Origin of the sequence: Cedecea sp. AS113, assembly GCF_037152415.1 — a bacterium.
In the GTDB taxonomy this organism is placed as follows: Bacteria; Pseudomonadota; Gammaproteobacteria; order Enterobacterales; family Enterobacteriaceae; genus Cedecea.
Genome location: NZ_JBBCMI010000025.1, coordinates 24369 through 51197, shown reverse-complemented (window position 1 = coordinate 51197; position 26829 = coordinate 24369). Strand labels below are relative to the sequence as shown.

Here is a 26829-nt window from a genome sequence, read left to right as displayed (position 1 = left end):
GCGTAAGGATGCAAAGCTAATTATGGCTCAATCACATTTGCTGGCTGAAAGAATTTCTCGTCTCAGCCAGGCGCTGGAAAAGGGACTTTTTGAACGTCAGCACGCCGTTCGTCTCTGTTTGCTGGCGGCGCTGAGCGGCGAAAGCGTCTTTTTACTTGGTCCGCCAGGCATTGCAAAAAGCCTGATCGCCCGCCGCCTGAAATTCGCCTTTCGCGAAGCGCGCGCCTTTGAATATCTAATGACTCGCTTCTCAACGCCAGAAGAAGTTTTTGGCCCGCTTTCTATTCAGGCGCTGAAAGATGAAGGCCGCTATGAGCGCCTGACCGCCGGCTACCTGCCGGAAGCCGAAATCGTGTTTCTGGATGAGATCTGGAAAGCCGGCCCGGCAATTCTAAACACCCTGCTGACCGCCATTAACGAACGCCGCTTCCGCAATGGCGCCAGCGAAGACAAAATCCCCATGCGCCTGCTGGTGGCCGCCTCCAACGAATTGCCCGAAGCGGACAGCAGCCTGGAAGCGCTGTATGACCGCATGCTAATCCGCCTGTGGCTCGACAAAGTACAGGACAAAGCGAATTTCCGCTCAATGCTCATCAGCCAGCACGACGAAAACTTTAATCCGGTCACCGAAAACCTGCAGGTTACCGATGAAGAATATTTCACCTGGCAACAGCAAATTGGCGGCGTCGCGCTGCCGGACGACGTTTTTGAACTGATCTTCACCCTGAGGCAGCTGCTTGAGGCCACGCCGGGGGCACCTTATGTATCCGATCGCCGCTGGAAAAAAGCCATTCGTCTGCTGCAGGCCAGCGCCTTCTTTAACGGCCGCGATGCCGTGGCGCCTATCGATCTTATCCTGCTCAAAGACTGTCTGTGGCACGACACGGCAACCATGAATTTGATGCAGCAGCAGATTGAAGTTTTGATGACCGGCCACGCGTGGCAGCAGCAGGCCATTCTGAGCAAGCTCAGCGGCATCGTCCAGCGCCGCCTCCAGCTTCAGCAGCAAAGCAGCGATCGGGACGCTTTCACCGTGCTCAAGCAGACCGGTATGTTCAGCCGCAAGCCGCAGTACCAGCTCCCGGATGAGATAACCGGCGAAACGCTAACGCTTTTACTGCAAAAGCCGCTGAAACTGCACGATATCGAAGTGATTCATATCACCCTGGCGCGTGAGGCGCTGGCGCAGTGGCTTAATAAAGGAGGCGAGATCCGCGGCAAGTTGAACGGCATTGGTTTTGCGCAGTTGCTTAACCTTGAAGTGGACAACAGCCTGCACCTGACCATTCGCGATGTTAGCCTCCAGGCCACACGGCTGGCGCTGCCGGGCCACCAGCAACAGGGCGTACCGGATGAGATCAAAAAGCAGTTTGACGATCTCGACGCCGCGTTACACCAGCAGCACGAGCGCTTTAACGATCAGCAAAAATGCCTGTTTATTGAAAGCGACTGGCTGGGAAAAATTGAAGCCAGCCTGCAGGACGTTGCGGCACAGCTGAAACAGGCCCGGCAATGATAAGCGTTGAAACGCTGGATATGATCCTGACTATTGGTGAAGGCGAACTGATAGAAGAGATCATTATTACCCTGCTGGCTGCCCCGCAGCTGGCGGTGTTTTTCGAAAAATTCCCGCGTTTGAAAAAAGCAGTTAGTGAAGACTTACCTCGCTGGCGAGACCAGCTCAAAGGCCGACTGAAGGACGGACACGTCCCGGATGAGCTGGCGCAGGAAGTCCTTTGCTACCAGCAGAGTCAGTTACTCACCACCGGGCAGCTCATCATGCGGCTGCCGGAAATTATTCAGCTGCTGCATAAGCTCGGCTCGCCGTTCTATGAACAGGCCAAAACGCTGGTGGCTGATAACCCGCACTTCACCCCGGCGCAGCATACGCTGTTTCTGCAGCGCTGGCGGTTGAGCCTGGTTGTACAGGCCACGTCGCTTAACCAGCAGTTGTTAGAAGACGAGCGCGACAAGCTGCTGGCGGAGATTCAGGAGCGGCTGGCACTTAGCGGGCAACTGGACCCCGCACTTGCCGAAAACGATAAAGCAGCGGGCAAGCTGTGGGACATGAGCGGCGGCACGCTCAAGCGCGGGGACTATCAGCTGATTGTGCAATACGGCGAGTTTCTCACCGGCCAGCCCGAGCTGATGCAGCTTGCCGAACAGCTGGGCCGCTCCCGCGAGGCAAAATCGGTCCCGCGGAAAGATTCCCCCACGGAGCCCTGGCGTATGCTGGTTCGGGAACCTGCCACCGTGCCCGAACAGGTTGACGGCCTACAGCGCAGCGACGATATCCTGCGCCTGCTGCCGCCCGAACTGGCAACCCTTGGGATTACCGAACTGGAATTTGAGTTCTACCGCCGTCTGGTGGAGAAGCAACTGCTCACTTACCGTCTGCACGGTGACGCATGGCGTGAAAAAATCATCGAACGCCCGGTCGCCCATCAGGATTTTGACGAACAACCTCGCGGGCCATTTATTGTCTGCGTGGACACTTCAGGCTCCATGGGCGGATTCAACGAGCAATGCGCAAAGGCTTTTTGCCTGGCGCTGATGCGCATTGCCCTCGCCGACAACCGGCGCTGCTTTATTATGCTGTTTTCCAGCGAAGTGGTGCGCTATGAGGTCAGCGGGCGGGACGGCATCGATCAGGCGATCCGTTTTTTAAGCCAGCACTTCAGCGGCGGGACGGATCTTGCCAGCTGTTTCCGCTCGATCCTGGAAAAAATGCAAACCGGAGACTGGCACGATGCCGATGCGGTGGTGATCTCAGATTTTATCGCCCAGCGGCTACCGGACGATGTCGTCAGCAGCGTGAAGGCGCTGCAGCGGCAGTATCAGAACCGCTTTCACGCGGTCGCCATGTCAGGGCATGGAAAACCCGGCATCATGCGCATCTTTGACCATATCTGGCGCTTTGACACCGGGATGAGAAGCCGCCTGCTGCGTCGCTGGCGGCGCTAAGACTCACAGCAGGTCGCTAACCTTAGCCTGCACTTCTGGCGACCAGACGCCGCACTGGACCTGGCCAATATGCGGCAGCTGAAGCAGCAGCATCGTCAGACGAGACTGGCCAATGCCGCCGCCGATGGTTTGCGGCATTTCACCTTTCACCAACGACTGGTGCCATTCGAGCTGGAGCCTGTCTTCATCTCCGGTGATCGCCAGCTGGCGCTTCAGGGTGTCCGCATCCACGCGGATCCCCATAGAAGAAAGCTCCAGCGCATCTTCCAGCACCGGGTTCCAGACCAGGATATCGCCGTTCAGCCCCGGTAAACCTGCTTCCCCGCCGGTTGACCAGTCATCATAATCCGGGGCGCGGACGTCGTGACGTTTCCCGTCCGACAGCTTGCCCCCGATGCCGATTAAGAAGACCGCGCCAAGTTCTTTAGCGATAGCCCGCTCGCGGCCTTTTGCGTCCAGACCAGGGAAGCGCTGCAATAACGTTTCGCTGTGAACAAAATGGATTTTCTCCGGCAGCAAGGCAGCCAGGCCAAACCGTTCACTCACTTCAGCCTCGGTAGCCTTAATTGCCGCCCAGATGCTCTCTACGGTTTGTTTTAGCGTGCCGGTGTGGCGTTCGCCGTCACCCATCACGCGTTCCCAGTCCCACTGATCGACATAGACCGAGTGAATCGGGGATAAACGGTCTTCATCGGGGCGAAGAGCTTTCATGTGCGTGTAAAGCCCTTCGCCCGCGCTGAAGTCGTGCTGGCCGAGCGTTTTTCTTTTCCATTTGGCCAGCGAATGCACCACTTCAAACTGCGCCTGCGGCAAGGTTTTCACCTTCACCTGCACTGCTTTCTCGCTGCCAGAAAGGTTGTCCTGTGTGCCATCCCCTACGCGGCTGAGGATCGGTGCCTGTACTTCTATCAGGCCCAGCTTCTCTTCCAGTTGACGGGAAAAATGGGTTTTCACAAAACTGATCTGACGTTGTTTAGCAATCCAGGCGGTTTTCATGGCTTTTCTCTTTGTTGTGGTGTTTCTGTCATCGATTAAGCAACAGAAACGTCACCGTATTCAATAATCAACAATAAAAAAGGCCAGCCTCTTTTTAATCAACGAATTTAAGGCTATAAAAAATGGAAAATCGGCATTTATCATAGGAAAAAGTGATGGATAATTATCAGATCGACAATCTCGATCGCGGCATACTCGAAGCATTAATGGCCAATGCCCGCACCGCATATGCAGAACTGGCCAAACAGTTTGGCGTCAGCCCGGGCACCATTCACGTGCGCGTCGAAAAGATGAAGCAGGCGGGGATCATTACCGGGGCGCGCATCGACATCAGCCCGAAGCAGCTCGGCTACGATGTCTGCTGCTTTATTGGCATCATTCTGAAAAGCGCCAAAGATTATCCCTCCGCTCTGACCAAGCTGGAAAACCTGGATGAGGTGACTGAGGCTTACTACACCACCGGCCACTACAGCATCTTTATTAAGGTGATGTGCCGATCCATTGATGCCCTCCAGCAGGTACTTATCAACAAGATCCAAACAATCGATGAAATTCAGTCCACTGAAACGCTGATCTCGCTGCAGAACCCGATCATGCGCACTATCCGGCCCTGATCGTTAATTTTAATACCCATATTATCCACAGGTAGATCCCCGCTCTTTCACAGCGTACAATACGCGACGATTTGAAAAGGCGGGACACAATGGCTGATATCACTCTGATTAGCGGCAGTACTCTGGGTAGTGCCGAATATGTAGCAGAACATCTGGCAGAGAAGCTTGAAGAAGCGGGACACGGCACTGAAATGCTGCATGGCCCTCTTTTAGAAGATCTTAAAGCCAGCGGTATCTGGCTGGTGGTCTCTTCCACACATGGTGCTGGCGATCTGCCGGACAACCTGCAGCCTTTCTATGACGCTATAAATGAACAGCGCCCGGATCTGAGCGACGTAAGCTATGGCGCGATCGGGATCGGCAGCCGTGAATACGATACGTTTTGCGGTGCTATAGAGAAGATCGATCTGCTTCTGACCGAATGTGGTGCAACCCGCATAGGATCCTTGCTCAAAATTAACATCCTCGATCACGACATTCCTGAGGATCCAGCCGAAATTTGGGTTGGTTCCTGGATTAATTTACTCCCTGAAGTGTAAAGATTGCGCGATCAGATGTGGATAACTCTGGTTAAAAGCTTGGATTAACCCGTAGTTATCCCAATAACAACCGCTGTTCACTTTTTGAGTTGTGCATAAACCTCAATTCTGATCCCAGCTTATACGGTCTGGGATCACCGGTAGTACACAGCAAACGATCCTTTCCAGGTTGTTGATCCTTAAATGGATAAATGGCTTATCCACAGAGGTGGTCGATCCTAATAAGAGATCACAATAAAGAGATCTTTAAATAAAAAAGATCTTCTTTTAATAACCGAAGATCCCGATGCTTTCTCGAAAGACTAAAGTTGAGTAGAATCCCCAGCCCGGGAAGTCACAAACCCTCATTCGCGAAACCGAGGCAGTTACCATGTTTTATCCAGATCCTTTTGACGTCATTATCATCGGCGGGGGTCATGCAGGCACAGAGGCGGCAATGGCCGCAGCTCGTATGGGTCAGCAGACCCTGCTTCTGACACACAATATCGACACGCTGGGACAGATGTCCTGTAACCCGGCTATTGGCGGTATTGGCAAGGGACATTTGGTTAAGGAAGTGGATGCTCTCGGCGGCCTGATGGCTACCGCGATCGATCATGCAGGTATTCAGTTTAGAATACTAAACGCCAGCAAAGGCCCGGCAGTCCGCGCCACTCGCGCTCAGGCAGACCGCGTGCTTTACCGTCAGGCCGTGCGCACCGCGCTGGAGAACCAGCCAAACCTGATGATTTTCCAGCAGGCGGTTGAAGATCTTATCGTTGAGAACGATCGTGTCGTCGGTGCGGTCACCCAGATGGGGCTTAAATTCCGCGCGAAAGCGGTTGTGCTGACGGTAGGCACCTTCCTGGATGGTAAGATCCACATCGGGCTGGATAACTACAGCGGCGGCCGTGCAGGCGATCCTCCGTCGATCCCGCTCTCACGTCGCTTACGTGAACTGCCTTTGCGCGTCAGTCGCCTGAAAACCGGGACACCTCCGCGCATTGACGCCCGCACCATTGATTTCAGCGTACTTGCTCCGCAGCACGGAGATAACCCGATGCCGGTGTTCTCCTTCATGGGGAACGTGAACCAGCACCCGGAGCAGGTACCTTGCTACATCACGCATACCAATGAGCAAACTCACGAGGTCATTCGTAATAACCTCGACCGCAGTCCAATGTATGCAGGGATTATCGAAGGCATTGGTCCTCGTTACTGTCCGTCTATCGAAGACAAAGTGATGCGTTTTGCCGATCGCAACGCGCACCAAATCTTCCTGGAGCCTGAAGGGCTGACCAGCAACGAGATTTACCCGAACGGGATCTCCACCAGCCTGCCCTTTGACGTTCAGATGCAAATCGTTCGTTCGATGAAGGGAATGGAGAATGCGAAGATCGTTCGCCCAGGCTACGCGATTGAGTATGACTTTTTCGATCCGCGCGATCTGAAACCAACGCTGGAAAGCAAATTTATCCAGGGGCTGTTCTTTGCTGGTCAGATCAACGGCACCACTGGTTACGAAGAAGCCGCTGCTCAGGGTCTGCTTGCCGGTCTCAATGCCGCTCGGTTCTCTGCCGAGAAAGAGGGTTGGGCACCGCGTCGCGATCAGGCTTACCTTGGCGTGCTGGTTGATGACCTGTGCACTCTGGGGACCAAAGAACCGTACCGTATGTTTACTTCCAGGGCTGAATATCGCCTGATGCTGCGTGAAGACAACGCCGACCTGCGTCTCACCGAAGCTGGCCGTGAGCTGGGTCTGGTGGATGATGCTCGCTGGGCTCGCTTCAACGACAAGCTGGAAATGATCGAACGTGAGCGTCAGCGCCTGAAAGATATCTGGCTGCACCCGAACTCTGAGCAGGTAGCAGAGGTGAACGCGCAGCTCAGTGCCCCGCTTTCCAAAGAAGCTAACGGCGAAGATCTGCTGCGTCGCCCAGAAATGACCTACGCGGCGATGACGCAGCTGTCGACCTTTGCGCCAGGACTTCAAGATCCTCAGGCTGCAGAGCAGGTCGAGATCCAGGTTAAATACGAAGGCTATATTGCACGCCAGCAGGATGAGATTGAAAAACAGCAACGCAATGAGAATACTGTGTTACCAGCCACGCTCGACTATAGTCAGGTGAGCGGGCTGTCTAACGAAGTGATCGCCAAACTTAACGATCACAAACCGGTTTCCATTGGCCAGGCATCGCGCATCTCGGGTATTACCCCTGCGGCAATCTCTATTTTGCTTGTCTGGCTTAAAAAACAAGGGCTGCTGCGACGCAGCGCTTAAAAACAGACGACAACAGGCCAGGCAATCCTGGCCTCTTTTTTTGATGGGTTTATGACGTGCTGACTAAATTATCTCGCCTGCTGAAAGAAGCGGGCATCACTCTCCCTGAAAATCAGCAGCAGCAACTGGTGGGCTATGTTTCGCTGCTCGACAAATGGAACAAGGCCTATAACCTCACTTCGGTGCGTAATCCTGATGAAATGCTGGTGCGGCATATTCTGGATAGCATTGTGGTCGAACCGCATTTGCAGGGCAGCCGGTTTATCGACGTTGGCACGGGCCCTGGTCTGCCTGGGATCCCGCTGGCAATCGTGCGCCCTGATTCGCATTTCACCCTGCTGGACAGCCTCGGCAAGCGTGTGCGATTCCTGCGTCAGGTCCAGCACGAGCTGAAGCTGGAAAACATTACTCCGGTACAAAGTCGCGTGGAGGATTTTCCGGCGGAACCTCCGTTTGACGGCGTTATCAGCCGGGCTTTTGCCTCGCTAAGCGACATGGTGAACTGGTGTCACCATCTGCCTGCTGCGCACGGGAAGTTCTATGCGCTGAAAGGGGTGCGTCCGGATGAAGAAATTACCCAACTGCCTGCCGGATTCACCGTTGAAAATATCGTCAAACTCAACGTGCCGAGCCTGGAAGGGGAGAGGCATTTGGTGCTGATTAAGGCAAACAAAACTTAATATTTATCAAAAAACGACGCGATAGAGATGTTTCACTGAGGTTAAAAAACGGCGGGGCGATCGATGTAATGGTTGGTTACATTTAACCAATCTTTAACTCGGATTTATCCTGCTTTTAACTTAAAAGTGATTAATTACCAGGGTAATAATTTTATTCGAAAATATCATCCGGCTAAAATTATGCCGAAAAACGGCCTTTGTCGGATGTTAAAAGTTTAACTGGAATGTCAATGAAAGGTTTTTATGATGTTTCAGCTTGTTTTAAACAGAGTGCACATTAATCAGCTTAATTATCAGTCATCTGTAATTAGTGCTTTCTTAAGCGGCAAAATAATGTCTGCCGATAAGATGTTTAATTTGTGATCGTGTGCACGCTTTGCTGTCAGGGATTTCGGCTTATTTGCACTTTTTGAGGAAGCCGATGCGATTCACCAAAAGTCAGAAAACGGCTCTGCGGAAAATTAATTAAACATTTGTTCACCTTTTCGCTACTTATTGTTTGAAATCACTGGGCCGCACCGTATAATTTGCTCGCTTTTTGAGGCTTGACTCAGCGTCGCAAAGACAGTTTTATACGACACGCGACATACCTCATAGGTAGCAGGAGTTAGGAAACGTCATGTCTGTGTCGCTCTTGAGTAAGAACGTAGCCCGCAAGCTTCTGTTCATCCAACTTCTGGCTGTGGTAGCAATTGGACTGCTGTTTTGCCTTAAAGCTCCTTCTTGGGGCGCTTCCGCTCTCGGTGGAGGCCTGGCGGTTTGGTTGCCAAACTCGCTGTTTATGATTTTTGCCTGGCGTCATCAGGCGCATACACCCGCAAAAGGCCGCGTGGCCTGGACATTCGCTTTCGGCGAAGTGCTAAAGGTGATTGCGACCTTCATCATTTTAGTGGTGGCGCTGGCGTACTTTAAGGCGGTGGTATTGCCGCTAATAGTGACGTGGGTTTCGGTGCTGGTTGTGCAGATACTCGCACCAGCTGTAATTAACAACAAAGGGTAAGAGGCATCATGTCTGCAGGAGAAATCTCTACACCGCAGGAGTATATAGGTCACCACCTGAATAACCTTCAGTTGGACCTGCGTACTTTCTCGCTGGTGGATCCGCATAACCCCCCGGCTACCTTCTGGACGCTCAACATCGACTCCATGTTCTTCTCAGTATTTCTGGGGCTGGTGTTCTTGGTGTTGTTCCGTAAAGTGGCGAAAACCGCAACCAGCGGCGTCCCGGGTAAATTTCAGACTTTTATCGAGCTGATTATTGGCTTTGTGCATGGCAGCGTGAAAGACATGTACCATGGCAAAAGCAAGGTTATCGCTCCACTCGCTCTGACGATTTTCGTCTGGGTCTTCCTGATGAACTTGATGGATCTGTTGCCTATCGATCTGCTGCCGCTTATCGGCGAGCACTTCTTAGGCCTGCCAGCCCTGCGCGTGGTGCCGTCTGCGGACGTGAATATCACCCTGTCTATGGCGCTAGGCGTGTTTATCCTCATTCTGTTCTACAGCATCAAAATGAAAGGCATTGGCGGCTTCACGAAAGAGCTGACGCTGCAGCCGTTCAATCACTGGGCATTTATTCCTGTCAACTTAATCCTTGAAGGGGTAAGCCTGCTGTCCAAACCTGTATCACTGGGTCTGCGACTGTTCGGCAACATGTATGCCGGTGAGCTGATTTTCATTCTGATTGCAGGTCTGTTGCCGTGGTGGTCACAGTGGATTCTGAATGTGCCGTGGGCCATTTTCCACATCCTGATTATTACGCTGCAAGCCTTCATCTTCATGGTTCTGACGATCGTCTATCTGTCGATGGCGTCTGAAGAACATTAATTTACTTACCACTACTGCGTTTAACTGAAACAAACTTGGAGACTGTCATGGAAAACCTGAATATGGATCTGCTGTACATGGCTGCCGCTGTGATGATGGGTCTGGCGGCAATCGGTGCTGCGATCGGTATCGGCATCCTCGGGGGCAAATTCCTGGAAGGCGCTGCACGCCAACCAGATCTGATTCCACTGCTGCGTACTCAGTTCTTTATCGTAATGGGTCTGGTGGATGCAATCCCAATGATCGCTGTTGGTCTGGGTCTGTACGTGATGTTCGCCGTCGCCTAGTGAGCGATGTTTGAGTCATCTAGTAATATCAGAACGTTAACTAACAAAGAGGCATTGTGCTGTGAACATTAACGCAACAATCCTCGGCCAGGCCATCGCGTTTGTCCTGTTTGTTCTGTTCTGCATGAAGTACGTATGGCCGCCATTAATGGCAGCCATCGAGAAACGTCAGAAAGAAATTGCTGACGGTCTTGCTTCTGCAGAACGTGCTCAAAAGGACCTTGACCTTGCACAGGCCAACGCGACCGACCAGCTGAAAAAAGCCAAAGCGGAAGCTCAGGTGATCATTGAGCAGGCGAACAAACGCCGTGCCCAGATCCTTGATGAAGCGAAAACTGAGGCAGAGCAGGAACGTAATAAAATCGTTGGGCAGGCTCAGGCAGAAATCGACGCTGAGCGTAAACGCGCTCGTGAAGAGCTGCGTAAGCAGGTCGCTCTGCTGGCAATTGCCGGTGCCGAGAAGATAATCGAACGTTCCGTAGATGAAGCTGCTAACAGCGACATCGTCGATAAACTGGTCGCTGAACTGTAAGGAGGGAGGGGCTGATGTCTGAATTTGTTACTGTAGCTCGCCCCTACGCCAAAGCAGCTTTTGACTTTGCCGTCGAACACCAGAGCGTAGACCGCTGGCAGAATATGCTGGCGTTTGCTGCCGAGGTAACGAAAAACGAACAAATGGAAGAGCTTCTTTCCGGTGCCCTGGCACCAGAAACGCTCGCAGATTCGTTCATCGCCATTTGCGGCGAGCAGCTGGACGCCAACGGCCAGAACCTGATTAAGGTGATGGCTGATAACGGTCGTTTAAAAGCGCTCCCGGATGTTCTTGAGCAGTTCGCGCATTTACGCGCGCTGAGTGAAGCGATTGCAGAGGTTCAGGTAACCTCCGCGGCTGAACTTAGCCATGAACAGCTTGCAAACATTACGTCCGCAATGGAAAAACGTCTGTCACGCAAAGTTAAGCTGAATTGCAAAATCGATAAGTCTGTTATGGCGGGCGTTATCATCCAGTCGGGTGATATGGTCATTGACGGTAGCGTACGCGGCCGTCTTGAACGTCTTGCAGACGTCTTGCAGTCTTAAGGGGACTGGAGCATGCAACTGAATTCCACCGAAATCAGCGAACTGATCAAGCAGCGCATTGCTCAGTTCAATGTTGTGAGCGAAGCTCATAACGAAGGTACTATTGTTTCTGTAAGTGACGGTATTATCCGCGTTCACGGCCTGGCCGATTGTATGCAGGGTGAGATGATTTCCCTGCCGGGTAACCGTTACGCTATCGCACTGAACCTGGAGCGCGACTCCGTAGGTGCTGTAGTGATGGGCCCATACGCTGACCTCGCCGAAGGCATGAAGGTTAAGTGTACTGGCCGTATTCTGGAAGTTCCGGTTGGCCGTGGCCTGTTGGGCCGCGTGGTGAACACCCTGGGTGCACCAATCGACGGTAAAGGTCCGGTTGATAACGATGGCTTCTCGCCAATCGAAGTTATCGCGCCAGGCGTAATCGAACGTCAGTCCGTCGATCAGCCGGTGCAGACCGGTTATAAATCCGTCGATGCGATGATTCCAATCGGCCGTGGCCAGCGTGAGCTGATCATCGGTGACCGTCAGACTGGTAAAACCGCGATGGCAATCGATGCCATCATCAACCAGCGTGACTCCGGTATTAAATGTGTGTACGTGGCTATCGGCCAGAAAGCGTCCACCATTTCTAACGTGGTTCGTAAACTGGAAGAGCACGGCGCACTGTCCAACACCATCGTTGTTGTGGCAACTGCTTCTGAATCCGCTGCACTGCAATACCTGGCACCATATGCTGGTTGCGCAATGGGCGAATACTTCCGTGACCGCGGTGAAGATGCGCTGATCGTATACGATGACCTGTCTAAACAGGCTGTTGCTTATCGTCAGGTTTCCCTGCTGCTTCGTCGTCCACCAGGTCGTGAAGCCTTCCCGGGCGACGTGTTCTACCTCCACTCCCGTCTGCTGGAGCGCGCATCCCGCGTTAACGCGGAATACGTGGAAGCTTTCACCAAAGGTGAAGTTAAAGGTAAAACCGGCTCCCTGACCGCTCTGCCGATCATCGAAACCCAGGCGGGTGACGTTTCTGCGTTCGTTCCAACCAACGTAATTTCGATTACCGATGGTCAGATCTTCCTGGAAACCAACCTGTTTAACTCCGGTATTCGTCCGGCAGTTAACCCAGGTATTTCGGTATCTCGTGTTGGTGGTGCTGCTCAGACCAAGATCATCAAGAAACTGTCCGGTGGTATTCGTACCGCGCTGGCACAGTATCGTGAACTGGCTGCGTTCTCTCAGTTCGCATCCGATCTGGATGAAGCCACCCGTAAACAGCTGAGCCACGGTCAGAAAGTGACCGAGCTGCTGAAACAGAAACAGTATGCCCCAATGTCTGTTGCACAACAGGGTCTGGTGCTGTTCGCGGCTGAACGCGGTTACCTCGAAGACGTGGAACTGGCGAAAATCGGTAGCTTCGAAGCCGCTCTGCTGGCTTACGCTGACCGTGATCACGCTCCGCTGATGCAAGAAATTAACCAGACCGGTGGCTATAACGACGAGATCGAAGGCAAGCTGAAAGGCATCCTCGACTCCTTTAAAGCAACCCAGTCCTGGTAACGTCTGGCGGCTTGCTCTAGGGCAAGCCGCAAGGCATTGAGGAGAAGCTCATGGCCGGCGCAAAAGAGATACGTAGTAAGATCGCAAGCGTCCAGAACACGCAGAAGATCACCAAAGCGATGGAGATGGTCGCCGCTTCCAAAATGCGTAAATCGCAGGATCGCATGGCGGCCAGCCGTCCTTATGCAGATACCATGCGCAAAGTGATTGGTCACCTTGCGAACGGTAATCTGGAATATAAGCACCCATACCTGGAAGAACGCGACGTTAAGCGCGTGGGCTACCTGGTGGTGTCGACCGATCGTGGTTTGTGCGGCGGTTTGAACATTAACTTGTTCAAAAAAGTGCTGGCGGATATGAAAGAGTGGTCCGATAAGGGCGTTCAGAGCGAACTCGCGATGATCGGCTCTAAAGGCGTTTCTTTCTTCAACTCCGTTGGCGGCAACGTGGTTGCTCAGGTTACCGGCATGGGAGATACCCCTTCCCTGTCTGAACTGATCGGCCCGGTGAAAGTGATGCTGCAAGCCTACGACGAAGGTCGTCTGGACAAGCTGTACGTTGTCAGCAACAAATTTGTTAACACCATGTCTCAGGTTCCGACCATCACTCAGCTGCTGCCGTTACCGGCATCAGAAGATGAGGATCTGAAGCGTAAATCCTGGGACTACCTGTACGAACCGGACCCGAAAGCGCTGCTGGACACCCTGCTGCGTCGTTATGTTGAGTCTCAGGTTTATCAGGGCGTCGTAGAAAACCTGGCCAGCGAGCAGGCCGCACGTATGGTGGCGATGAAAGCCGCAACCGATAACGGCGGCAGCCTGATTAAAGAGCTGCGGTTGGTATACAACAAAGCTCGTCAGGCCAGCATTACTCAGGAACTTACCGAAATCGTCGGTGGTGCGTCCGCGGTTTAAACCAGGTTTATTACCCTAAATAGTTCGGTTTGCAGAAAGACGCCAACTGAGCAAATCCTCAAGAGCTTACTTCAGTAAGTGACGGAGGTGAGGGAAGGCAGTCAACGCATCTGCAAATTGAAATATGACGGGTAAACGAATTACGTAGAGGATTCAAGATGGCTACTGGAAAGATTGTCCAGGTAATCGGCGCCGTGGTGGACGTCGAGTTCCCTCAGGACGGCGTACCGCGCGTTTATGACGCGCTTGAGGTACAGAACAACAATGAGAAGCTGGTGCTGGAAGTTCAGCAGCAGCTCGGCGGCGGTATCGTGCGTACCATCGCAATGGGTTCCTCCGACGGTCTGCGTCGCGGTCTGCAAGTCAATGACCTCGAGCACCCGATCGAAGTCCCGGTAGGTAAAGCGACCCTGGGCCGTATCATGAACGTACTGGGTCAGCCAATCGACATGAAAGGCGACATCGGCGAAGAAGACCGTTGGGCTATTCACCGTGCAGCACCTTCCTACGAAGAGCTGTCCAGCTCTCAGGAACTGCTGGAAACCGGCATCAAAGTTATCGACCTGATTTGTCCGTTCGCTAAGGGCGGTAAAGTTGGTCTGTTCGGTGGTGCGGGCGTAGGTAAAACCGTAAACATGATGGAGCTGATCCGTAACATCGCGATCGAGCACTCCGGTTATTCCGTGTTTGCGGGCGTGGGTGAACGTACTCGTGAGGGTAACGACTTCTACCACGAAATGACCGACTCCAACGTTCTGGATAAAGTAGCACTGGTTTACGGCCAGATGAACGAGCCACCAGGTAACCGTCTGCGCGTAGCGCTGACCGGTCTGACCATCGCGGAAAAATTCCGTGACGAAGGCCGCGACGTTCTGCTGTTCGTTGATAACATCTACCGTTATACCCTGGCCGGTACAGAAGTATCTGCACTGCTGGGTCGTATGCCTTCTGCGGTAGGTTATCAGCCAACTCTGGCAGAAGAGATGGGTGTTCTTCAGGAGCGTATTACCTCCACCAAGACCGGTTCTATCACCTCCGTACAGGCCGTTTACGTTCCTGCGGATGACTTGACTGACCCGTCTCCGGCGACCACCTTTGCGCACCTGGACTCAACTGTTACGCTGAGCCGTCAGATCGCATCTCTGGGTATTTACCCGGCAGTTGACCCGCTGGACTCCACCAGCCGTCAGCTGGATCCACTGGTTGTTGGTCAGGAGCACTACGATACCGCGCGTGGCGTCCAGTCTATCCTGCAGCGTTACCAGGAACTGAAAGACATCATCGCGATTCTGGGTATGGACGAACTGTCCGAAGAAGACAAACTGGTTGTAGCACGTGCGCGTAAGATCCAGCGCTTCCTGTCTCAGCCATTCTTCGTAGCAGAAGTCTTTACCGGTTCTCCAGGCAAATACGTTTCGCTGAAAGATACCATCCGTGGCTTTAAAGGCATCATGGACGGCGAATACGACCATCTGCCAGAGCAGGCGTTCTACATGGTTGGCTCCATCGACGAAGCCGTTGAGAAAGCGAAAAAACTTTAACGCCTAATCGGAGGGTGACATGGCTATGACTTACCACCTGGACGTCGTCAGCGCGGAGCAGCAAATGTTCTCCGGTCTGGTCGAAAAGATCCAGGTAACGGGTAGCGAAGGTGAGCTGGGTATCTACCCAGGTCACGCCCCGCTGCTCACCGCCATTAAGCCTGGTATGATTCGCATCGTTAAACAGCACGGACATGAAGAGTTTATCTACCTGTCCGGCGGTGTTCTGGAAGTGCAGCCGGGTAACGTAACCGTCCTGGCTGACACCGCAATTCGCGGCCAGGATCTCGACGAAGCGCGTGCCCTGGAAGCGAAACGCAAAGCTGAAGAGCACATGCACAGCTCCCACGGTGACGTGGATTACGCTCAGGCTTCTGCTGAACTGGCTAAAGCGATCGCCAAACTGCGCGTTATCGAGTTAACCAAAAAAGCGATGTAACTACCTGCTTGAAAAGACAAATGCCAGTCCGGGAAACCTGACTGGCATTTTTTATTTCTCAGCTTTATTCCATGCTCAAAATAACCATAAAACCAGCTAGATAGCGGTTTTCTCGGGGTGTTTAGCCCCTGTTTCGGCCTTAATTCTCATGGATTCTGCCGCGATTACTGCTATAAAAGACGCAGATAATCTCAAGGCGGTGAAATTAGCAGCAACGTATTTTTTGGTGCAAAATATGTAGAATTTTCAAGGCTAAATCGCTTTACTTCACACACTAAACAGATTCAGGACACGTATGTCAAACAGCGCAATGAGCGTGGTTATCCTTGCCGCCGGCAAAGGAACCCGCATGTACTCAGATCTTCCAAAGGTGCTGCACACGCTGGCTGGGAAGCCAATGGTTCAGCATGTCATTGATGCCGCTAATAAATTAGGCGCCCAGCGGGTAAACCTGGTGTATGGCCACGGCGGGGATCTGCTAAAGCAAACCCTGAACGACGGCTCGCTTAACTGGGTGCTGCAGGCGGAGCAGCTGGGAACCGGCCACGCGATGCAGATGGCGGCACCGTTCTTTGCCGATGACGAAGACATTCTGATGCTGTACGGCGATGTGCCGCTGATCTCCGTCGAAACTTTACGGCGCCTGCGTGAAGCTAAACCGCAGGGCGGCATTGGTTTGCTGACCGTTAAGCTTGATGATCCGACCGGCTATGGCCGCATTGCGCGGGAAAATGGCAAGGTCGTTGGCATCGTTGAGCATAAAGACGCCAGTGAAGAACAGCGCAAAATCAATGAAATCAACACCGGGATTCTGGTGGCTAACGGCGCAGATCTGAAGCGCTGGCTCGGCAAGCTGGATAACAACAACGCCCAGGGCGAGTTTTACATCACGGACATTATTGCTCTGGCTCATGGTGAAGGGCGTGAGATTGCCGCCGTTCATCCGGATCGCCTGAGTGAAGTTGAAGGCGTGAATAACCGCCTGCAGCTTTCTCGCCTGGAGCGCGTTTACCAGACGGAGCAGGCCGATAAGCTGCTGCTGGCGGGCGTTATGCTCCGCGATCCGGCTCGGTTCGATCTACGCGGTGAATTCACGCACGGGCGCGATGTTGAAATAGATACTAATGTCATTGTGGAAGGCCGCGTTACGCTGGGTAACCGCGTGAAGATTGGGACCGGCTGCGTGATTAAAAATGCCGTTATCGGTGATGACTGCGAAATCAGTCCGTATACGGTTATTGAAGATGCGACGCTTGAAGCCGCCTGCACCATCGGGCCATTTGCCCGCCTGCGCCCTGGCGCGGAACTAGCGGAAGGCGCTCACGTGGGCAACTTCGTTGAAATGAAGAAAGCTCGTCTGGGGAAAGGTTCTAAAGCGGGCCATTTGAGCTACCTCGGTGATGCCGAAATTGGCGACAACGTGAACATCGGTGCAGGCACAATTACCTGCAATTACGACGGTGCGAACAAACATAAAACGATCATTGGTGATGACGTGTTTGTTGGCTCTGATACTCAACTGGTGGCCCCGATCACCGTGGCCAGCGGTGTCACCATTGGCGCCGGGACGACAGTGACGCGCGACATTGCTGAAAATGAACTGGTGATCAGCCGCGTAAAACAGAAACACATTCAGGGCTGGCAGCGTCCGGTTAAGAAAAAGTAATTTCCCCTCACCCTAACCCTCTCCCCAAAGGGAGAGGGAACTGGACTGAGACAGCTTTCCCTTCCTCTCTAAGGGCCAGGGAGCTGAACAAAACACAGATTTCCGCCCTCTCCCTGGAAGGGAGAGGGCTGGGGTGAGGGTCGTTCTTGAAAACGCCCCGCCCAAAGGCAGTAACCATAAAAATAACCCCACTCTCTACAAGGCTCGGGGCTCCGGAAAACCGGAATAAACAGGTCAGCGACAACACATGGCTAACGCCATTATCAGGACTTAAAAATTATGTGTGGAATTGTTGGCGCAGTGGCGCAACGTGATATCGCTGAAATCCTTCTCGAAGGGCTTCGTCGTCTGGAATACCGCGGGTACGACTCTGCGGGCCTGGCGGTTGTTGACGACAAAGGTCACATGACCCGTCTGCGTCGTCTGGGTAAAGTACAGAAACTGGCGGAAGCTGCGGAAGAAACCGCTCTGCATGGCGGCACCGGGATTGCCCATACCCGTTGGGCAACGCACGGCGAACCTTCAGAAATTAATGCTCACCCACATGTTTCCGACCACATTGTGGTCGTACACAACGGTATTATCGAAAACCACGAGCCGCTGCGTGAAGCGCTGCAGTCTCGCGGCTACACGTTTGTCTCCCAGACGGATACCGAAGTTATTGCTCATCTGGTGCATTGGGAACTGGAGCAGGGTGGCACGCTGCGCGACGCTGTCCTTCGCACTATTCCTCAGCTTCGCGGCGCTTATGGCACCGTAATCATGGATACCCGTAACCCGGATGTGCTGCTGGCCGCGCGTTCCGGTAGCCCGATGGTCATCGGCCTGGGCATGGGTGAAAACTTTATCGCCTCCGATCAGTTGGCGCTGTTGCCGGTAACCCGCCGCTTTATCTTCCTCGAAGAAGGTGATATCGCAGAAGTGACCCGTCGCGCGGTGACCGTTTTTGATACTAAAGGCGAGCAGGTTCAGCGCCCGGACATCGAATCCAATCTGCAGTATGACGCGGGCGACAAAGGCATTTACCGTCATTACATGCAGAAAGAGATCTACGAGCAGCCGAACGCCATCAAAAACACCCTGGCCGGGCGCATCAGCCACGGTGAAGTGGATTTGACGGAGCTGGGGCCAAAAGCCAATGAAATGCTCTCTCAAGTTGAGCATATTCAAATCGTAGCCTGCGGTACGTCCTATAACTCAGGTATGGTTTCCCGCTACTGGTTTGAAGCGCTGGCCGGCGTGCCTTGCGATGTCGAAATCGCCTCTGAATTCCGCTACCGCAAATCTGCGGTGCGCCGCAACAGCCTGATGATCACCCTTTCCCAGTCTGGCGAAACGGCGGACACCCTCGCGGCGCTGCGCCTTTCCAAAGAGCTGGGCTATCTCGGTTCGCTGGCGATTTGTAACGTGGCAGGCTCTTCTCTGGTGCGTGAATCCGACCTGGCGCTGATGACCAATGCCGGAACGGAAATCGGCGTGGCCTCAACCAAAGCGTTTACCACTCAACTGACCGTACTGTTGATGCTGGTGGCTAAGCTGAGCCGCCTGAAAGGCGCTGACGCACAGGTTGAGCAAGATATCGTACATGGCCTGCAGGCGCTGCCAAGCCGTATCGAGCAAATGCTGTCCCAGGACAAACGCATTGAGCAGCTGGCGGAAGATTTCTCTGACAAACATCATGCGCTGTTCCTTGGCCGTGGCGATCAGTACCCGATCGCCATGGAAGGTGCGCTGAAGCTGAAAGAGATCTCCTATATTCACGCTGAAGCCTATGCGGCAGGCGAGCTGAAGCACGGCCCGCTGGCGCTGATCGATGCCGATATGCCGGTTATCGTTGTGGCTCCGAACAACGAGCTGTTGGAAAAACTGAAATCCAACATCGAAGAGGTTCGCGCCCGCGGTGGCCAGCTGTATGTGTTCGCCGACCGTGACGCCGGCTTTACCAGCAGCGACAACATGCACATCATCGAGATGCCGCATGTGGAAGAGGTGATTGCGCCTATCTTCTACACCGTGCCGCTGCAACTGCTGTCCTACCACGTGGCGCTGATCAAAGGCACCGACGTGGATCAGCCGCGTAACCTGGCGAAATCAGTAACGGTTGAGTAATTTTTTGTCACTAATCAGTCGCGATTAGCGGATGGAAAAGCCGTTTCTCACCAGATCAATAATGCTATAAACGAAGCTAACCTCGGGCGAAATACCGGGTTAGCTTTCGCATCCACCCTGCGAACGGCGAGTTTGCAGGGTGTTTTTATTTCTGAGCGGGAAACAACAAATGTCGGCAAACAAACCTCACTGTCGGCTGGTCAAGCCGCAGCCAGTATTTATAGGCAAGCAGGGGCTTTCTTATCAGGTAGGTGTTTCAAAGGAGGCCGTCGATTCACAGCATATCCATATGCAGCTGGCGACCATACCTCCTCGTTCGCAGGCTAAAGCCCACAAGCACGAACACCATGAAACCGCAATTTATGCCCTGAGCGGAACTTCGTCGGTGCTTTATGGCGATGGGCTGGAGCATTTTCTTGAGCTTCCCGCCGGCAGTTTTCTTTATATCCCAATGGATACCCCGCACCTGCCTTACAACAATACCGATGAGCCTGCGGTGGTGATTATTTCGCGGACCGATCCTAACGAGCAGGAGAGCGTGGTGATGATGCCCGAGCTGGACAGAGACGTGCTCTAGCGTCGCCGGATAAATTGTCGCGGAGTCATAGAGAAGCCCTCTACGCAGTTGAGGGCTTTTTTGTTATTTAATTTTCTGGGTGAGTTCATCAATCTTGCGGGAAAGCTGCTCGTTATCCCGCTTCAGGCTGTCCATTTTGGATTGCTGCTCATTGGCTTTACTTTCCATTTGAGACAGTTTGTTTTTCATCTCATCCAGCCTGGTTTCCTGCTCATCTATTTTCCTGACGCTACCGTCGTAATTTGACTGCAACTTTTCCAGGCGATCCTTCATCTCGACAATTGTGCTTTCCTTAATCGATGTAGGGACGAGGGTATTACTTCCTAAAAAGGTGGCGAGCGTTGAGCTGAAACTATCCGTATTACGTGCTTCAACGGCATCAGCGTAAACGGTAGAGGCTGTCATAATGAGTGATATCGTACATAATACAGACAGATAGGCTTTCATTTTTAAACACCTTTTTAAATAAACTGAATTTAATGATGCTTTAAAAAACATGGGGTTGTGTGTTTTTTTATGGCGCTGAGCGGATTGTCATAAAACTGTCATAATTCGTACATTTAACTGTCACCAAACTGTCCTATTTTCTACCCTGTATTCAATTAAACAACAATTTACGAACATCTGGCAGGAGACATTATGAACGTTATGCGTACCACTGTCGCAACTGTTGTCGCCGCGACCTTATCTCTGAGCGCTTCTACTGCGTTTGCAGCTGCAAGCCTGACTGGCGCTGGTGCAACCTTCCCTGCGCCGGTGTATGCCAAGTGGGCAGATACCTACCAGAAAGAAACTGGTAACAAGGTGAACTACCAGGGTATCGGTTCCTCCGGCGGCGTGAAGCAAATCATTGCTAACACCGTTGACTTCGGCGCTTCTGACGCCCCTCTGGCGGATGACAAATTACAGCAAGAAGGCCTGTTCCAGTTCCCTACCGTAATCGGTGGCGTAGTGCTGGCTGTTAACCTGCCAGGCTTTAAGTCTGGCGAGCTGGTTCTGGACGGCAAAACCCTGGGTGATATCTACCTGGGCACCATCAAAAAATGGAACGACCCGGCGATTGCTAAGCTGAACCCAGGCCACAAACTGCCGGATCAGAACATCGCGGTTGTTCGTCGTGCTGACGGCTCCGGTACTTCCTTCGTGTTCACCAGCTACCTGTCTAAAGTGAACGAAGAGTGGAAATCTAAAATTGGCGCAGGCTCTACCGTTAACTGGCCAACCGGTCTGGGCGGCAAAGGCAACGACGGCATCGCAGCCTTCGTACAGCGTCTGCCAGGCTCCATTGGCTATGTTGAATACGCTTATGCTAAGCAGAACAACCTGACTTACACCAAGCTGCTGTCCGCTGACGGTAAGCCAGTTAGCCCGACCGAAGCAAACTTTGCTAACGCGGCTAAAGGCGCTGACTGGAGCAAATCCTTCGCACAGGATCTGACCAACCAGAAAGGTGACGAAGCGTGGCCAATCACCTCCACCACCTTCATCCTGGTCCATAAAGAGCAGAAAAACCCTGAGCAGGGCGCAGAAGTGCTGAAGTTCTTTGACTGGGCATACAAATCTGGCGCGAAAGAAGCTAACGCCCTGGATTACGCAACGCTGCCAGCCTCTGTGGTTGAACAAGTTCGCGCTGCATGGAAGACCAATGTAAAAGACAGTTCCGGTAAGGCGCTGTACTAAGTGCAAAAATCTGGGGTAACAGGTATGTTACCCCGGTTTATTCAGCAACTACGAAGAGTACGCTATGGCTGTGACTAAGCCGACGTTTAAAGCCCCTGGCAAACAAGGCGATGTAATTTTCAGTGCGCTGGTAAGACTGGCTGCGCTGATTGTGCTATTTCTGCTGGGTGGGATTATCATCTCGCTGTTTATCTCCTCGCTGCCGAGCATTGAGAAGTTTGGCTTCTCTTTCCTCTGGTCCAAAGAGTGGGATGCCCCTAATGAAGTCTTCGGCGCACTGGTGCCGATCTACGGAACCCTCGTAACCTCGTTTATCGCACTGCTGATTGCGGTTCCGGTGAGCTTTGGTATCGCGCTGTTCCTGACAGAACTTGCGCCTGGCTGGCTGAAGCGCCCGCTGGGTATCGCCATTGAACTGCTGGCGGCCATTCCAAGTATCGTGTACGGCATGTGGGGCCTGTTTATCTTTGCTCCCCTGTTCGCGACTTACTTCCAGGAACCCGTAGGCAACGTGCTCTCTGCCGTGCCTATCGTTGGCGCGCTGTTCTCTGGCCCTGCGTTTGGTATCGGCATTCTTGCCGCCGGCGTGATCCTCGCCATTATGATCATCCCTTACATTGCCTCCGTGATGCGCGATGTCTTCGAACAAACGCCAGTGATGATGAAAGAATCGGCCTACGGCATCGGCTGTACCACCTGGGAAGTTATCTGGCGCATTGTTTTGCCGTTCACCAAAAACGGCGTTATCGGCGGCGTGATGCTTGGTCTTGGCCGTGCGCTGGGTGAAACCATGGCGGTGACCTTTATCATCGGTAATACCTACCAGCTCGACAGCGCCTCACTGTATATGCCGGGCAACAGTATTACCTCTGCGCTGGCGAACGAATTTGCCGAAGCAGAATCCGGCCTGCATACCGCCGCGCTGATGGAGCTTGGCCTAATTCTGTTTGTGATTACCTTTATCGTACTGGCTATCTCTAAGTTCATGATTATGCGCCTGGCGAAAAACGAAGGGGCTCGCTCATGACCACGATGGAAATGCAAAGCAGCGCGGCACTGGCTGAGTCGCGCCGCAAAATGCAGGCGCGTCGCCGCATGAAGAACCGTATCGCCCTGACGCTCTCTATGGCGACCATGGTGTTCGGTCTGTTTTGGCTGGTGTGGATCCTGTTTTCCACGGTAACCCGCGGCATCGACGGCATGTCGCTGGCGCTGTTTACCGAAATGACGCCTCCGCCTAATACCGCGGGCGGTGGCCTGGCTAACGCCCTGGCGGGCAGCGGCCTGCTGATCCTGTGGGCGACCGTTATCGGTACGCCGCTGGGCATCATGGCCGGGATTTATCTGGCCGAATATGGCCGTAAATCCGCCCTGGCCGAAGTGATTCGTTTTATTAACGACATTCTTCTGTCCGCCCCATCGATTGTGGTCGGTCTGTTCGTTTACACCATCGTGGTGGCGAAAATGGAACACTTCTCCGGCTGGGCGGGCGTGATTGCGCTGGCGCTGCTGCAGGTGCCTATCGTCATTCGTACCACTGAAAACATGCTGAAACTGGTGCCGGACAGCCTGCGCGAAGCCGCTTACGCACTGGGAACACCAAAATGGAAGATGATCTCCGCGATTACGCTTAAGGCGTCCGTCTCCGGGATTATCACCGGCGTGCTGCTGGCGATTGCCCGTATCGCTGGCGAAACCGCTCCGCTGCTCTTCACCTCCCTCTCCAACCAGTTCTGGAGCACGGACATGATGCAGCCTATCGCCAACCTGCCGGTGACCATTTTCAAATTTGCGATGAGCCCGTTTGCCGAGTGGCAACAGCTGGCCTGGGCAGGGGTGCTGATTATTACCCTCTGCGTGCTGCTGCTGAACATTCTGGCGCGCGTGATTTTCTCGAAGAGTAAACACGGTTAAATTTTACGGCGCGGCCCTCGCGGCGCCGGACGGAGATTAAGACACAGATGAGTAAGGTTGATTTAGCCCCAGGCAAAATCCAGGTTCGCGATCTGAACTTCTATTACGGTAAGTTCCACGCCCTGAAGAACATCAATCTGGATATCGCGAAGAACCAGGTTACCGCCTTCATTGGGCCGTCAGGCTGTGGTAAATCCACCCTGCTGCGTACCTTTAACAAAATGTACTCGCTCTACCCTGAGCAGCGTGCAGAAGGTGAAATCCTGCTGGATGGAGAAAATATTCTCACCCAGAGCCAGGACATCGCCCTGCTGCGTGCCAAAGTCGGCATGGTCTTCCAGAAGCCGACGCCGTTCCCGATGTCTATTTACGACAACATCGCTTTTGGCGTGCGTCTGTTTGAAAAGCTGTCCCGCAGCGACATGGATGAACGCGTGCAGTGGGCATTGACCAAAGCCGCGCTGTGGAACGAAACTAAAGATAAACTGCACCAGAGCGGCTACAGCCTCTCCGGTGGTCAGCAGCAGCGTCTGTGCATCGCTCGCGGCATCGCGATTCGCCCGGAAGTTCTGCTGCTGGATGAGCCGTGTTCCGCGCTTGACCCGATCTCCACCGGGCGTATTGAAGAGCTGATCACCGAGCTGAAAGAAGACTATACCGTAGTGATCGTGACCCACAACATGCAGCAGGCGGCGCGTTGTTCTGACCACACGGCGTTTATGTACCTCGGCGAGCTGATCGAATTCAGCGAAACCGATACGCTGTTTACTACGCCAGCGAAGAAACAAACCGAAGATTACATTACTGGCCGCTACGGTTGATTTGGAGAGCGCGATGGATAACCTCAACTTAAACAAACACATTTCTGGTCAGTTCAACGCCGAGCTGGAGTACATCCGTACTCAGGTGATGACGATGGGCGGGCTGGTGGAACAGCAGCTCTCCGACGCCATCACCGCGATGCACAACCAGGACAGCGAGTTGGCGAAGCGCGTTATCGCCGGTGACCAGAAGGTCAACATGATGGAAGTGGCGATCGATGAAGCCTGCGTGCGTATCATCGCCAAACGCCAGCCTACCGCCAGCGACCTGCGCCTGGTGATGGCGATCATCAAAACCATCGCCGAGCTGGAACGTATTGGCGACGTAGCGGACAAAATTTGCCGCACCGCGCTGGAGAAGTTCTCCCAGCAGCACCAGCCGCTGTTGGTCAGCCTGGAATCGCTGGGGCGCCACACCGTGCAGATGCTGCACGACGTGCTGGACGCTTTTGCGCGTATGGATCTGGACGAAGCGGTGCGTATTTACCGCGAAGACAAGAAAGTTGACCAGGAATATGAAGGCATCGTGCGTCAGCTGATGACCTACATGATGGAAGACTCCCGTACCATTCCAAGCGTGCTGACCGCGCTGTTCTGCGCTCGTTCTATCGAGCGTATCGGTGACCGCTGCCAGAACATCTGCGAATACATCTTCTACTTCGTGAAGGGGCAGGATTTCCGTCACGTGGGCGGGGATGAGCTGGACAAGCTGCTAGCGGGTAAAGATCCGAAAGAGTAAGCATTTCCGTTCCCTCTCCTAAAAGGAGAGGGGTCGACGCTTCTTCCCCCCTCTCCCCTTTGGGAGAGGGCTGGGGTGAGGCGCCGTTACTTCCCGAACAAACGCCGAGAATTATCCTCGATCTTCCCTGAAATTCTGCGCTTCTGCATCGTTCTGCTCCAGCTTACCGACAACCCAGCCGCTGACAAAAGCCGATGATACTGTGAATCATCAAACGGCATATGCCAGGCAATGGCGATAGCTTCTGCCACCGTCACGTCGCTAACGCGAGAGGCCAGTTCCAGCGGTGCATCGGCGGAAACATTCCCCGCCAGAATCACGCGATAAAGCCAGCCGCAGTAGCCCGCTTCCTGCATCCGCGTTGCCATATCCTCTACGCCAAAATGGTAGTTCAGCTTAAAGCAGGGCGAACGAGGCTGAGTCACCTGAATCAGCGCTTCACCCCAGCGGTAAATATCCCCCATACAGACGTTCTTTTCCGTCATCCCTTCCGTGGACAGGTTTTCGCCGAAGGCCGGGGCGTTAAACAAATCGCTTTTATCCGGGAAGAGTTGCGCCCAGTGCTGATAATGCTCGCGCGGATAGTGGCACAGCGCCCTGTCTGGCCCGCCGTGAATCACTTTCTCCGCCTGCTCGTCGCCCTCCAGCCCAAGCTCGGTCAGGCGAAGTTCGCCGTCCACCTGCACCTTGGCGATGGCGCTGGGCCGACTCCCTTCGTAAGCACGGATCTGGCCAACGTAAACCTGAAGCGGATAGCGATGCATAAGCGACTCCCTGCGAAATAGACATAAAAAAAGCGAGCCATCAGGCTCGCTTCTCTAAGGTCGGATTGCAACCTTATTTTTTAGCGGCGAAACGTGCTGCTGCTTCGTCCCAGTTAACCACGTTCCAGAACTCTTTCGCGTAGTCCGGGCGACGGTTCTGGAATTTCAGGTAGTAAGCGTGTTCCCAAACGTCCAGGCCCACAATCGGGAAGCCGGAAGCGCCGGAGATAGCTTCGCCCATCAGCGGGCTGTCCTGGTTTGCAGTAGAAACTACAGCCAGTTTGTCGCCTTTCAGTACCAGCCACGCCCAGCCGGAGCCGAAACGGGTAGCGGCTGCTTTTTCGAACTCAGCTTTGAACGCGTCAACGCTGCCGAAATCGCGCTCGATAGCGGCTTTCAGGTCACCTTTCAGCTCGGTACCTTTTTTCAGGCCTTTCCAGAAGAAGCTGTGGTTAGCGTGGCCACCGGCGTTGTTACGCAGTACGGTTTTCTTATCCGCAGGCAGCTGATCCAGTTTAGCGATCAGTTCTTCAGCAGACAGGCTGGCAAACTCAGGCAGGGATTCCAGCGCGGCGTTCGCGTTGTTGACATAAGCCTGGTGGTGTTTGCTGTGGTGGATTTCCATGGTTTCTTTGTCGAAATGCGGTTCCAGCGCGTCGTAAGCGTAAGGCAGGGATGGCAGTGTATAGCTCATATTCATCGTCTCCATTAACGTAGAGCGGCTGTAATGCTGTTAACGCCGCGTAATCAGTCGGTTCATTATAGTTAATTAAATGATATTGAAAATGTTTATCAATGCCGTACTTAGCGTGTGGTTATAACTTTTCTTCATGAAACCACGGCTTACGGCTATAACGCAGCGGG

At 53.4% G+C, this 26829-nt stretch carries 27 protein-coding genes; 23 read left to right on the top strand and 4 right to left on the bottom strand.

Translation table 11 applies throughout. The features are described from left to right. The first annotated feature begins 22 nt into the window (after positions 1 to 22). Complete coding sequence (gene ravA / locus WFN87_RS21670) at positions 23 to 1516, top strand: ATPase RavA (RefSeq protein ID WP_008457770.1); 1494 nt, start codon at positions 23 to 25, stop codon at positions 1514 to 1516. Continuing rightward, positions 1513 to 2964, top strand: a complete 1452-nt coding sequence (gene viaA, locus WFN87_RS21665) for an ATPase RavA stimulator ViaA (RefSeq protein WP_166994947.1) — start codon at positions 1513 to 1515, stop codon at positions 2962 to 2964. Before ravA ends, viaA begins: the two co-directional genes overlap by 4 nt. Before the next feature lie 3 nt (positions 2965 to 2967). On the opposite strand, the gene asnA is transcribed toward viaA, so the two are convergent. Continuing rightward, entirely contained in the window at positions 2968 to 3960 is a 993-nt protein-coding gene (gene asnA, locus WFN87_RS21660; RefSeq protein WP_336983687.1) for an aspartate--ammonia ligase, read from the bottom strand. 155 nt (positions 3961 to 4115) lie between these two features. Here asnA and asnC point away from each other — a divergent pair, with 155 nt between their 5' ends. The 16 genes from asnC to WFN87_RS21580 all read left to right on the top strand — a co-directional run bounded on the left by asnC (position 4116) and on the right by WFN87_RS21580 (position 20047). Continuing rightward, entirely contained in the window at positions 4116 to 4574 is a 459-nt protein-coding gene (asnC, locus tag WFN87_RS21655) for a transcriptional regulator AsnC (RefSeq protein ID WP_008457765.1), read from the top strand. 89 nt (positions 4575 to 4663) lie between these two features. Further along, a complete protein-coding gene (gene mioC, locus WFN87_RS21650) occupies positions 4664 to 5113 on the top strand; it encodes an FMN-binding protein MioC (protein ID WP_008457762.1) in 450 nt (149 codons plus the stop codon). Positions 5114 to 5483: 370 nt separating this feature from the next. Continuing rightward, positions 5484 to 7373, top strand: coding sequence for a tRNA uridine-5-carboxymethylaminomethyl(34) synthesis enzyme MnmG (gene mnmG / locus WFN87_RS21645; RefSeq protein WP_008457760.1), 1890 nt, complete (start codon positions 5484 to 5486; stop codon positions 7371 to 7373). A gap of 56 nt (positions 7374 to 7429) precedes the next feature. Beyond that, the gene (gene rsmG, locus WFN87_RS21640) at positions 7430 to 8053 is read left to right on the top strand and encodes a 16S rRNA (guanine(527)-N(7))-methyltransferase RsmG (RefSeq protein ID WP_008457757.1); all 624 of its coding nucleotides are present in this window, start codon (positions 7430 to 7432) and stop codon (positions 8051 to 8053) included. A 619-nt stretch (positions 8054 to 8672) separates the two neighbouring features. After that, positions 8673 to 9053 (top strand): F0F1 ATP synthase subunit I, encoded by a 381-nt coding sequence (gene atpI, locus WFN87_RS21635; RefSeq protein WP_336983688.1) that lies wholly within the window; start codon positions 8673 to 8675, stop codon positions 9051 to 9053. An 8-nt stretch (positions 9054 to 9061) separates the two neighbouring features. Further along, complete coding sequence (gene atpB, locus WFN87_RS21630) at positions 9062 to 9880, top strand: F0F1 ATP synthase subunit A (protein ID WP_008457754.1); 819 nt, start codon at positions 9062 to 9064, stop codon at positions 9878 to 9880. A gap of 47 nt (positions 9881 to 9927) precedes the next feature. Beyond that, on the top strand, positions 9928 to 10167 hold the full coding sequence (gene atpE, locus WFN87_RS21625) for a F0F1 ATP synthase subunit C (protein ID WP_000429386.1): 240 nt from the start codon (positions 9928 to 9930) through the stop codon (positions 10165 to 10167). A gap of 61 nt (positions 10168 to 10228) precedes the next feature. Further along, entirely contained in the window at positions 10229 to 10699 is a 471-nt protein-coding gene (gene atpF, locus WFN87_RS21620; RefSeq protein WP_008457751.1) for a F0F1 ATP synthase subunit B, read from the top strand. A gap of 14 nt (positions 10700 to 10713) precedes the next feature. Continuing rightward, positions 10714 to 11247 (top strand): F0F1 ATP synthase subunit delta, encoded by a 534-nt coding sequence (gene atpH, locus WFN87_RS21615; RefSeq protein ID WP_039299001.1) that lies wholly within the window; start codon positions 10714 to 10716, stop codon positions 11245 to 11247. 12 nt (positions 11248 to 11259) lie between these two features. Further along, complete coding sequence (atpA, locus tag WFN87_RS21610; protein WP_008457747.1) at positions 11260 to 12801, top strand: F0F1 ATP synthase subunit alpha; 1542 nt, start codon at positions 11260 to 11262, stop codon at positions 12799 to 12801. Between the two features lie 50 nt (positions 12802 to 12851). Next, complete coding sequence (atpG, locus tag WFN87_RS21605) at positions 12852 to 13715, top strand: F0F1 ATP synthase subunit gamma (RefSeq protein WP_008457744.1); 864 nt, start codon at positions 12852 to 12854, stop codon at positions 13713 to 13715. A gap of 158 nt (positions 13716 to 13873) precedes the next feature. Beyond that, positions 13874 to 15256: a F0F1 ATP synthase subunit beta gene (gene atpD, locus WFN87_RS21600; RefSeq protein WP_008457741.1), complete on the top strand. Its 1383-nt coding sequence runs from the start codon at positions 13874 to 13876 to the stop codon at positions 15254 to 15256. A 19-nt stretch (positions 15257 to 15275) separates the two neighbouring features. Further along, entirely contained in the window at positions 15276 to 15695 is a 420-nt protein-coding gene (locus WFN87_RS21595) for a F0F1 ATP synthase subunit epsilon (RefSeq protein ID WP_008457739.1), read from the top strand. 295 nt (positions 15696 to 15990) lie between these two features. After that, complete coding sequence (gene glmU, locus WFN87_RS21590; RefSeq protein ID WP_336983689.1) at positions 15991 to 17361, top strand: bifunctional UDP-N-acetylglucosamine diphosphorylase/glucosamine-1-phosphate N-acetyltransferase GlmU; 1371 nt, start codon at positions 15991 to 15993, stop codon at positions 17359 to 17361. 279 nt (positions 17362 to 17640) lie between these two features. Continuing rightward, positions 17641 to 19470, top strand: coding sequence for a glutamine--fructose-6-phosphate transaminase (isomerizing) (glmS, locus tag WFN87_RS21585; protein ID WP_166994939.1), 1830 nt, complete (start codon positions 17641 to 17643; stop codon positions 19468 to 19470). Between the two features lie 169 nt (positions 19471 to 19639). Beyond that, positions 19640 to 20047 carry a cupin domain-containing protein gene (locus tag WFN87_RS21580; RefSeq protein ID WP_166994937.1) on the top strand — a complete coding sequence of 136 codons (408 nt, stop codon included), beginning with the start codon at positions 19640 to 19642 and terminating at the stop codon, positions 20045 to 20047. Positions 20048 to 20110: 63 nt separating this feature from the next. Here WFN87_RS21580 and WFN87_RS21575 read toward each other — a convergent pair whose 3' ends face one another. Continuing rightward, positions 20111 to 20494, bottom strand: coding sequence for a hypothetical protein (locus WFN87_RS21575; RefSeq protein WP_336983690.1), 384 nt, complete (start codon positions 20492 to 20494; stop codon positions 20111 to 20113). 192 nt (positions 20495 to 20686) lie between these two features. Here WFN87_RS21575 and pstS point away from each other — a divergent pair, with 192 nt between their 5' ends. From pstS to phoU, 5 genes are all read left to right on the top strand, one after another. Beyond that, positions 20687 to 21727 (top strand): phosphate ABC transporter substrate-binding protein PstS, encoded by a 1041-nt coding sequence (gene pstS, locus WFN87_RS21570; protein WP_008457728.1) that lies wholly within the window; start codon positions 20687 to 20689, stop codon positions 21725 to 21727. A gap of 64 nt (positions 21728 to 21791) precedes the next feature. Further along, positions 21792 to 22754 carry a phosphate ABC transporter permease PstC gene (gene pstC, locus WFN87_RS21565; RefSeq protein WP_008457726.1) on the top strand — a complete coding sequence of 321 codons (963 nt, stop codon included), beginning with the start codon at positions 21792 to 21794 and terminating at the stop codon, positions 22752 to 22754. After that, complete coding sequence (pstA, locus tag WFN87_RS21560) at positions 22751 to 23641, top strand: phosphate ABC transporter permease PstA (protein WP_008457724.1); 891 nt, start codon at positions 22751 to 22753, stop codon at positions 23639 to 23641. Before pstC ends, pstA begins: the two co-directional genes overlap by 4 nt. 47 nt (positions 23642 to 23688) lie before the next feature. Further along, entirely contained in the window at positions 23689 to 24462 is a 774-nt protein-coding gene (gene pstB / locus WFN87_RS21555) for a phosphate ABC transporter ATP-binding protein PstB (protein WP_008457722.1), read from the top strand. A gap of 13 nt (positions 24463 to 24475) precedes the next feature. Further along, complete coding sequence (phoU, locus tag WFN87_RS21550; RefSeq protein WP_008457720.1) at positions 24476 to 25201, top strand: phosphate signaling complex protein PhoU; 726 nt, start codon at positions 24476 to 24478, stop codon at positions 25199 to 25201. 86 nt (positions 25202 to 25287) lie between these two features. On the opposite strand, the gene yiiM is transcribed toward phoU, so the two are convergent. Further along, a complete protein-coding gene (yiiM, locus tag WFN87_RS21545) occupies positions 25288 to 25965 on the bottom strand; it encodes a 6-hydroxyaminopurine reductase (RefSeq protein ID WP_336983691.1) in 678 nt (225 codons plus the stop codon). Positions 25966 to 26038: 73 nt separating this feature from the next. Then, on the bottom strand, positions 26039 to 26659 hold the full coding sequence (sodA, locus tag WFN87_RS21540) for a superoxide dismutase [Mn] (protein ID WP_008457716.1): 621 nt from the start codon (positions 26657 to 26659) through the stop codon (positions 26039 to 26041). Positions 26660 to 26829: the final 170 nt, after the last annotated feature.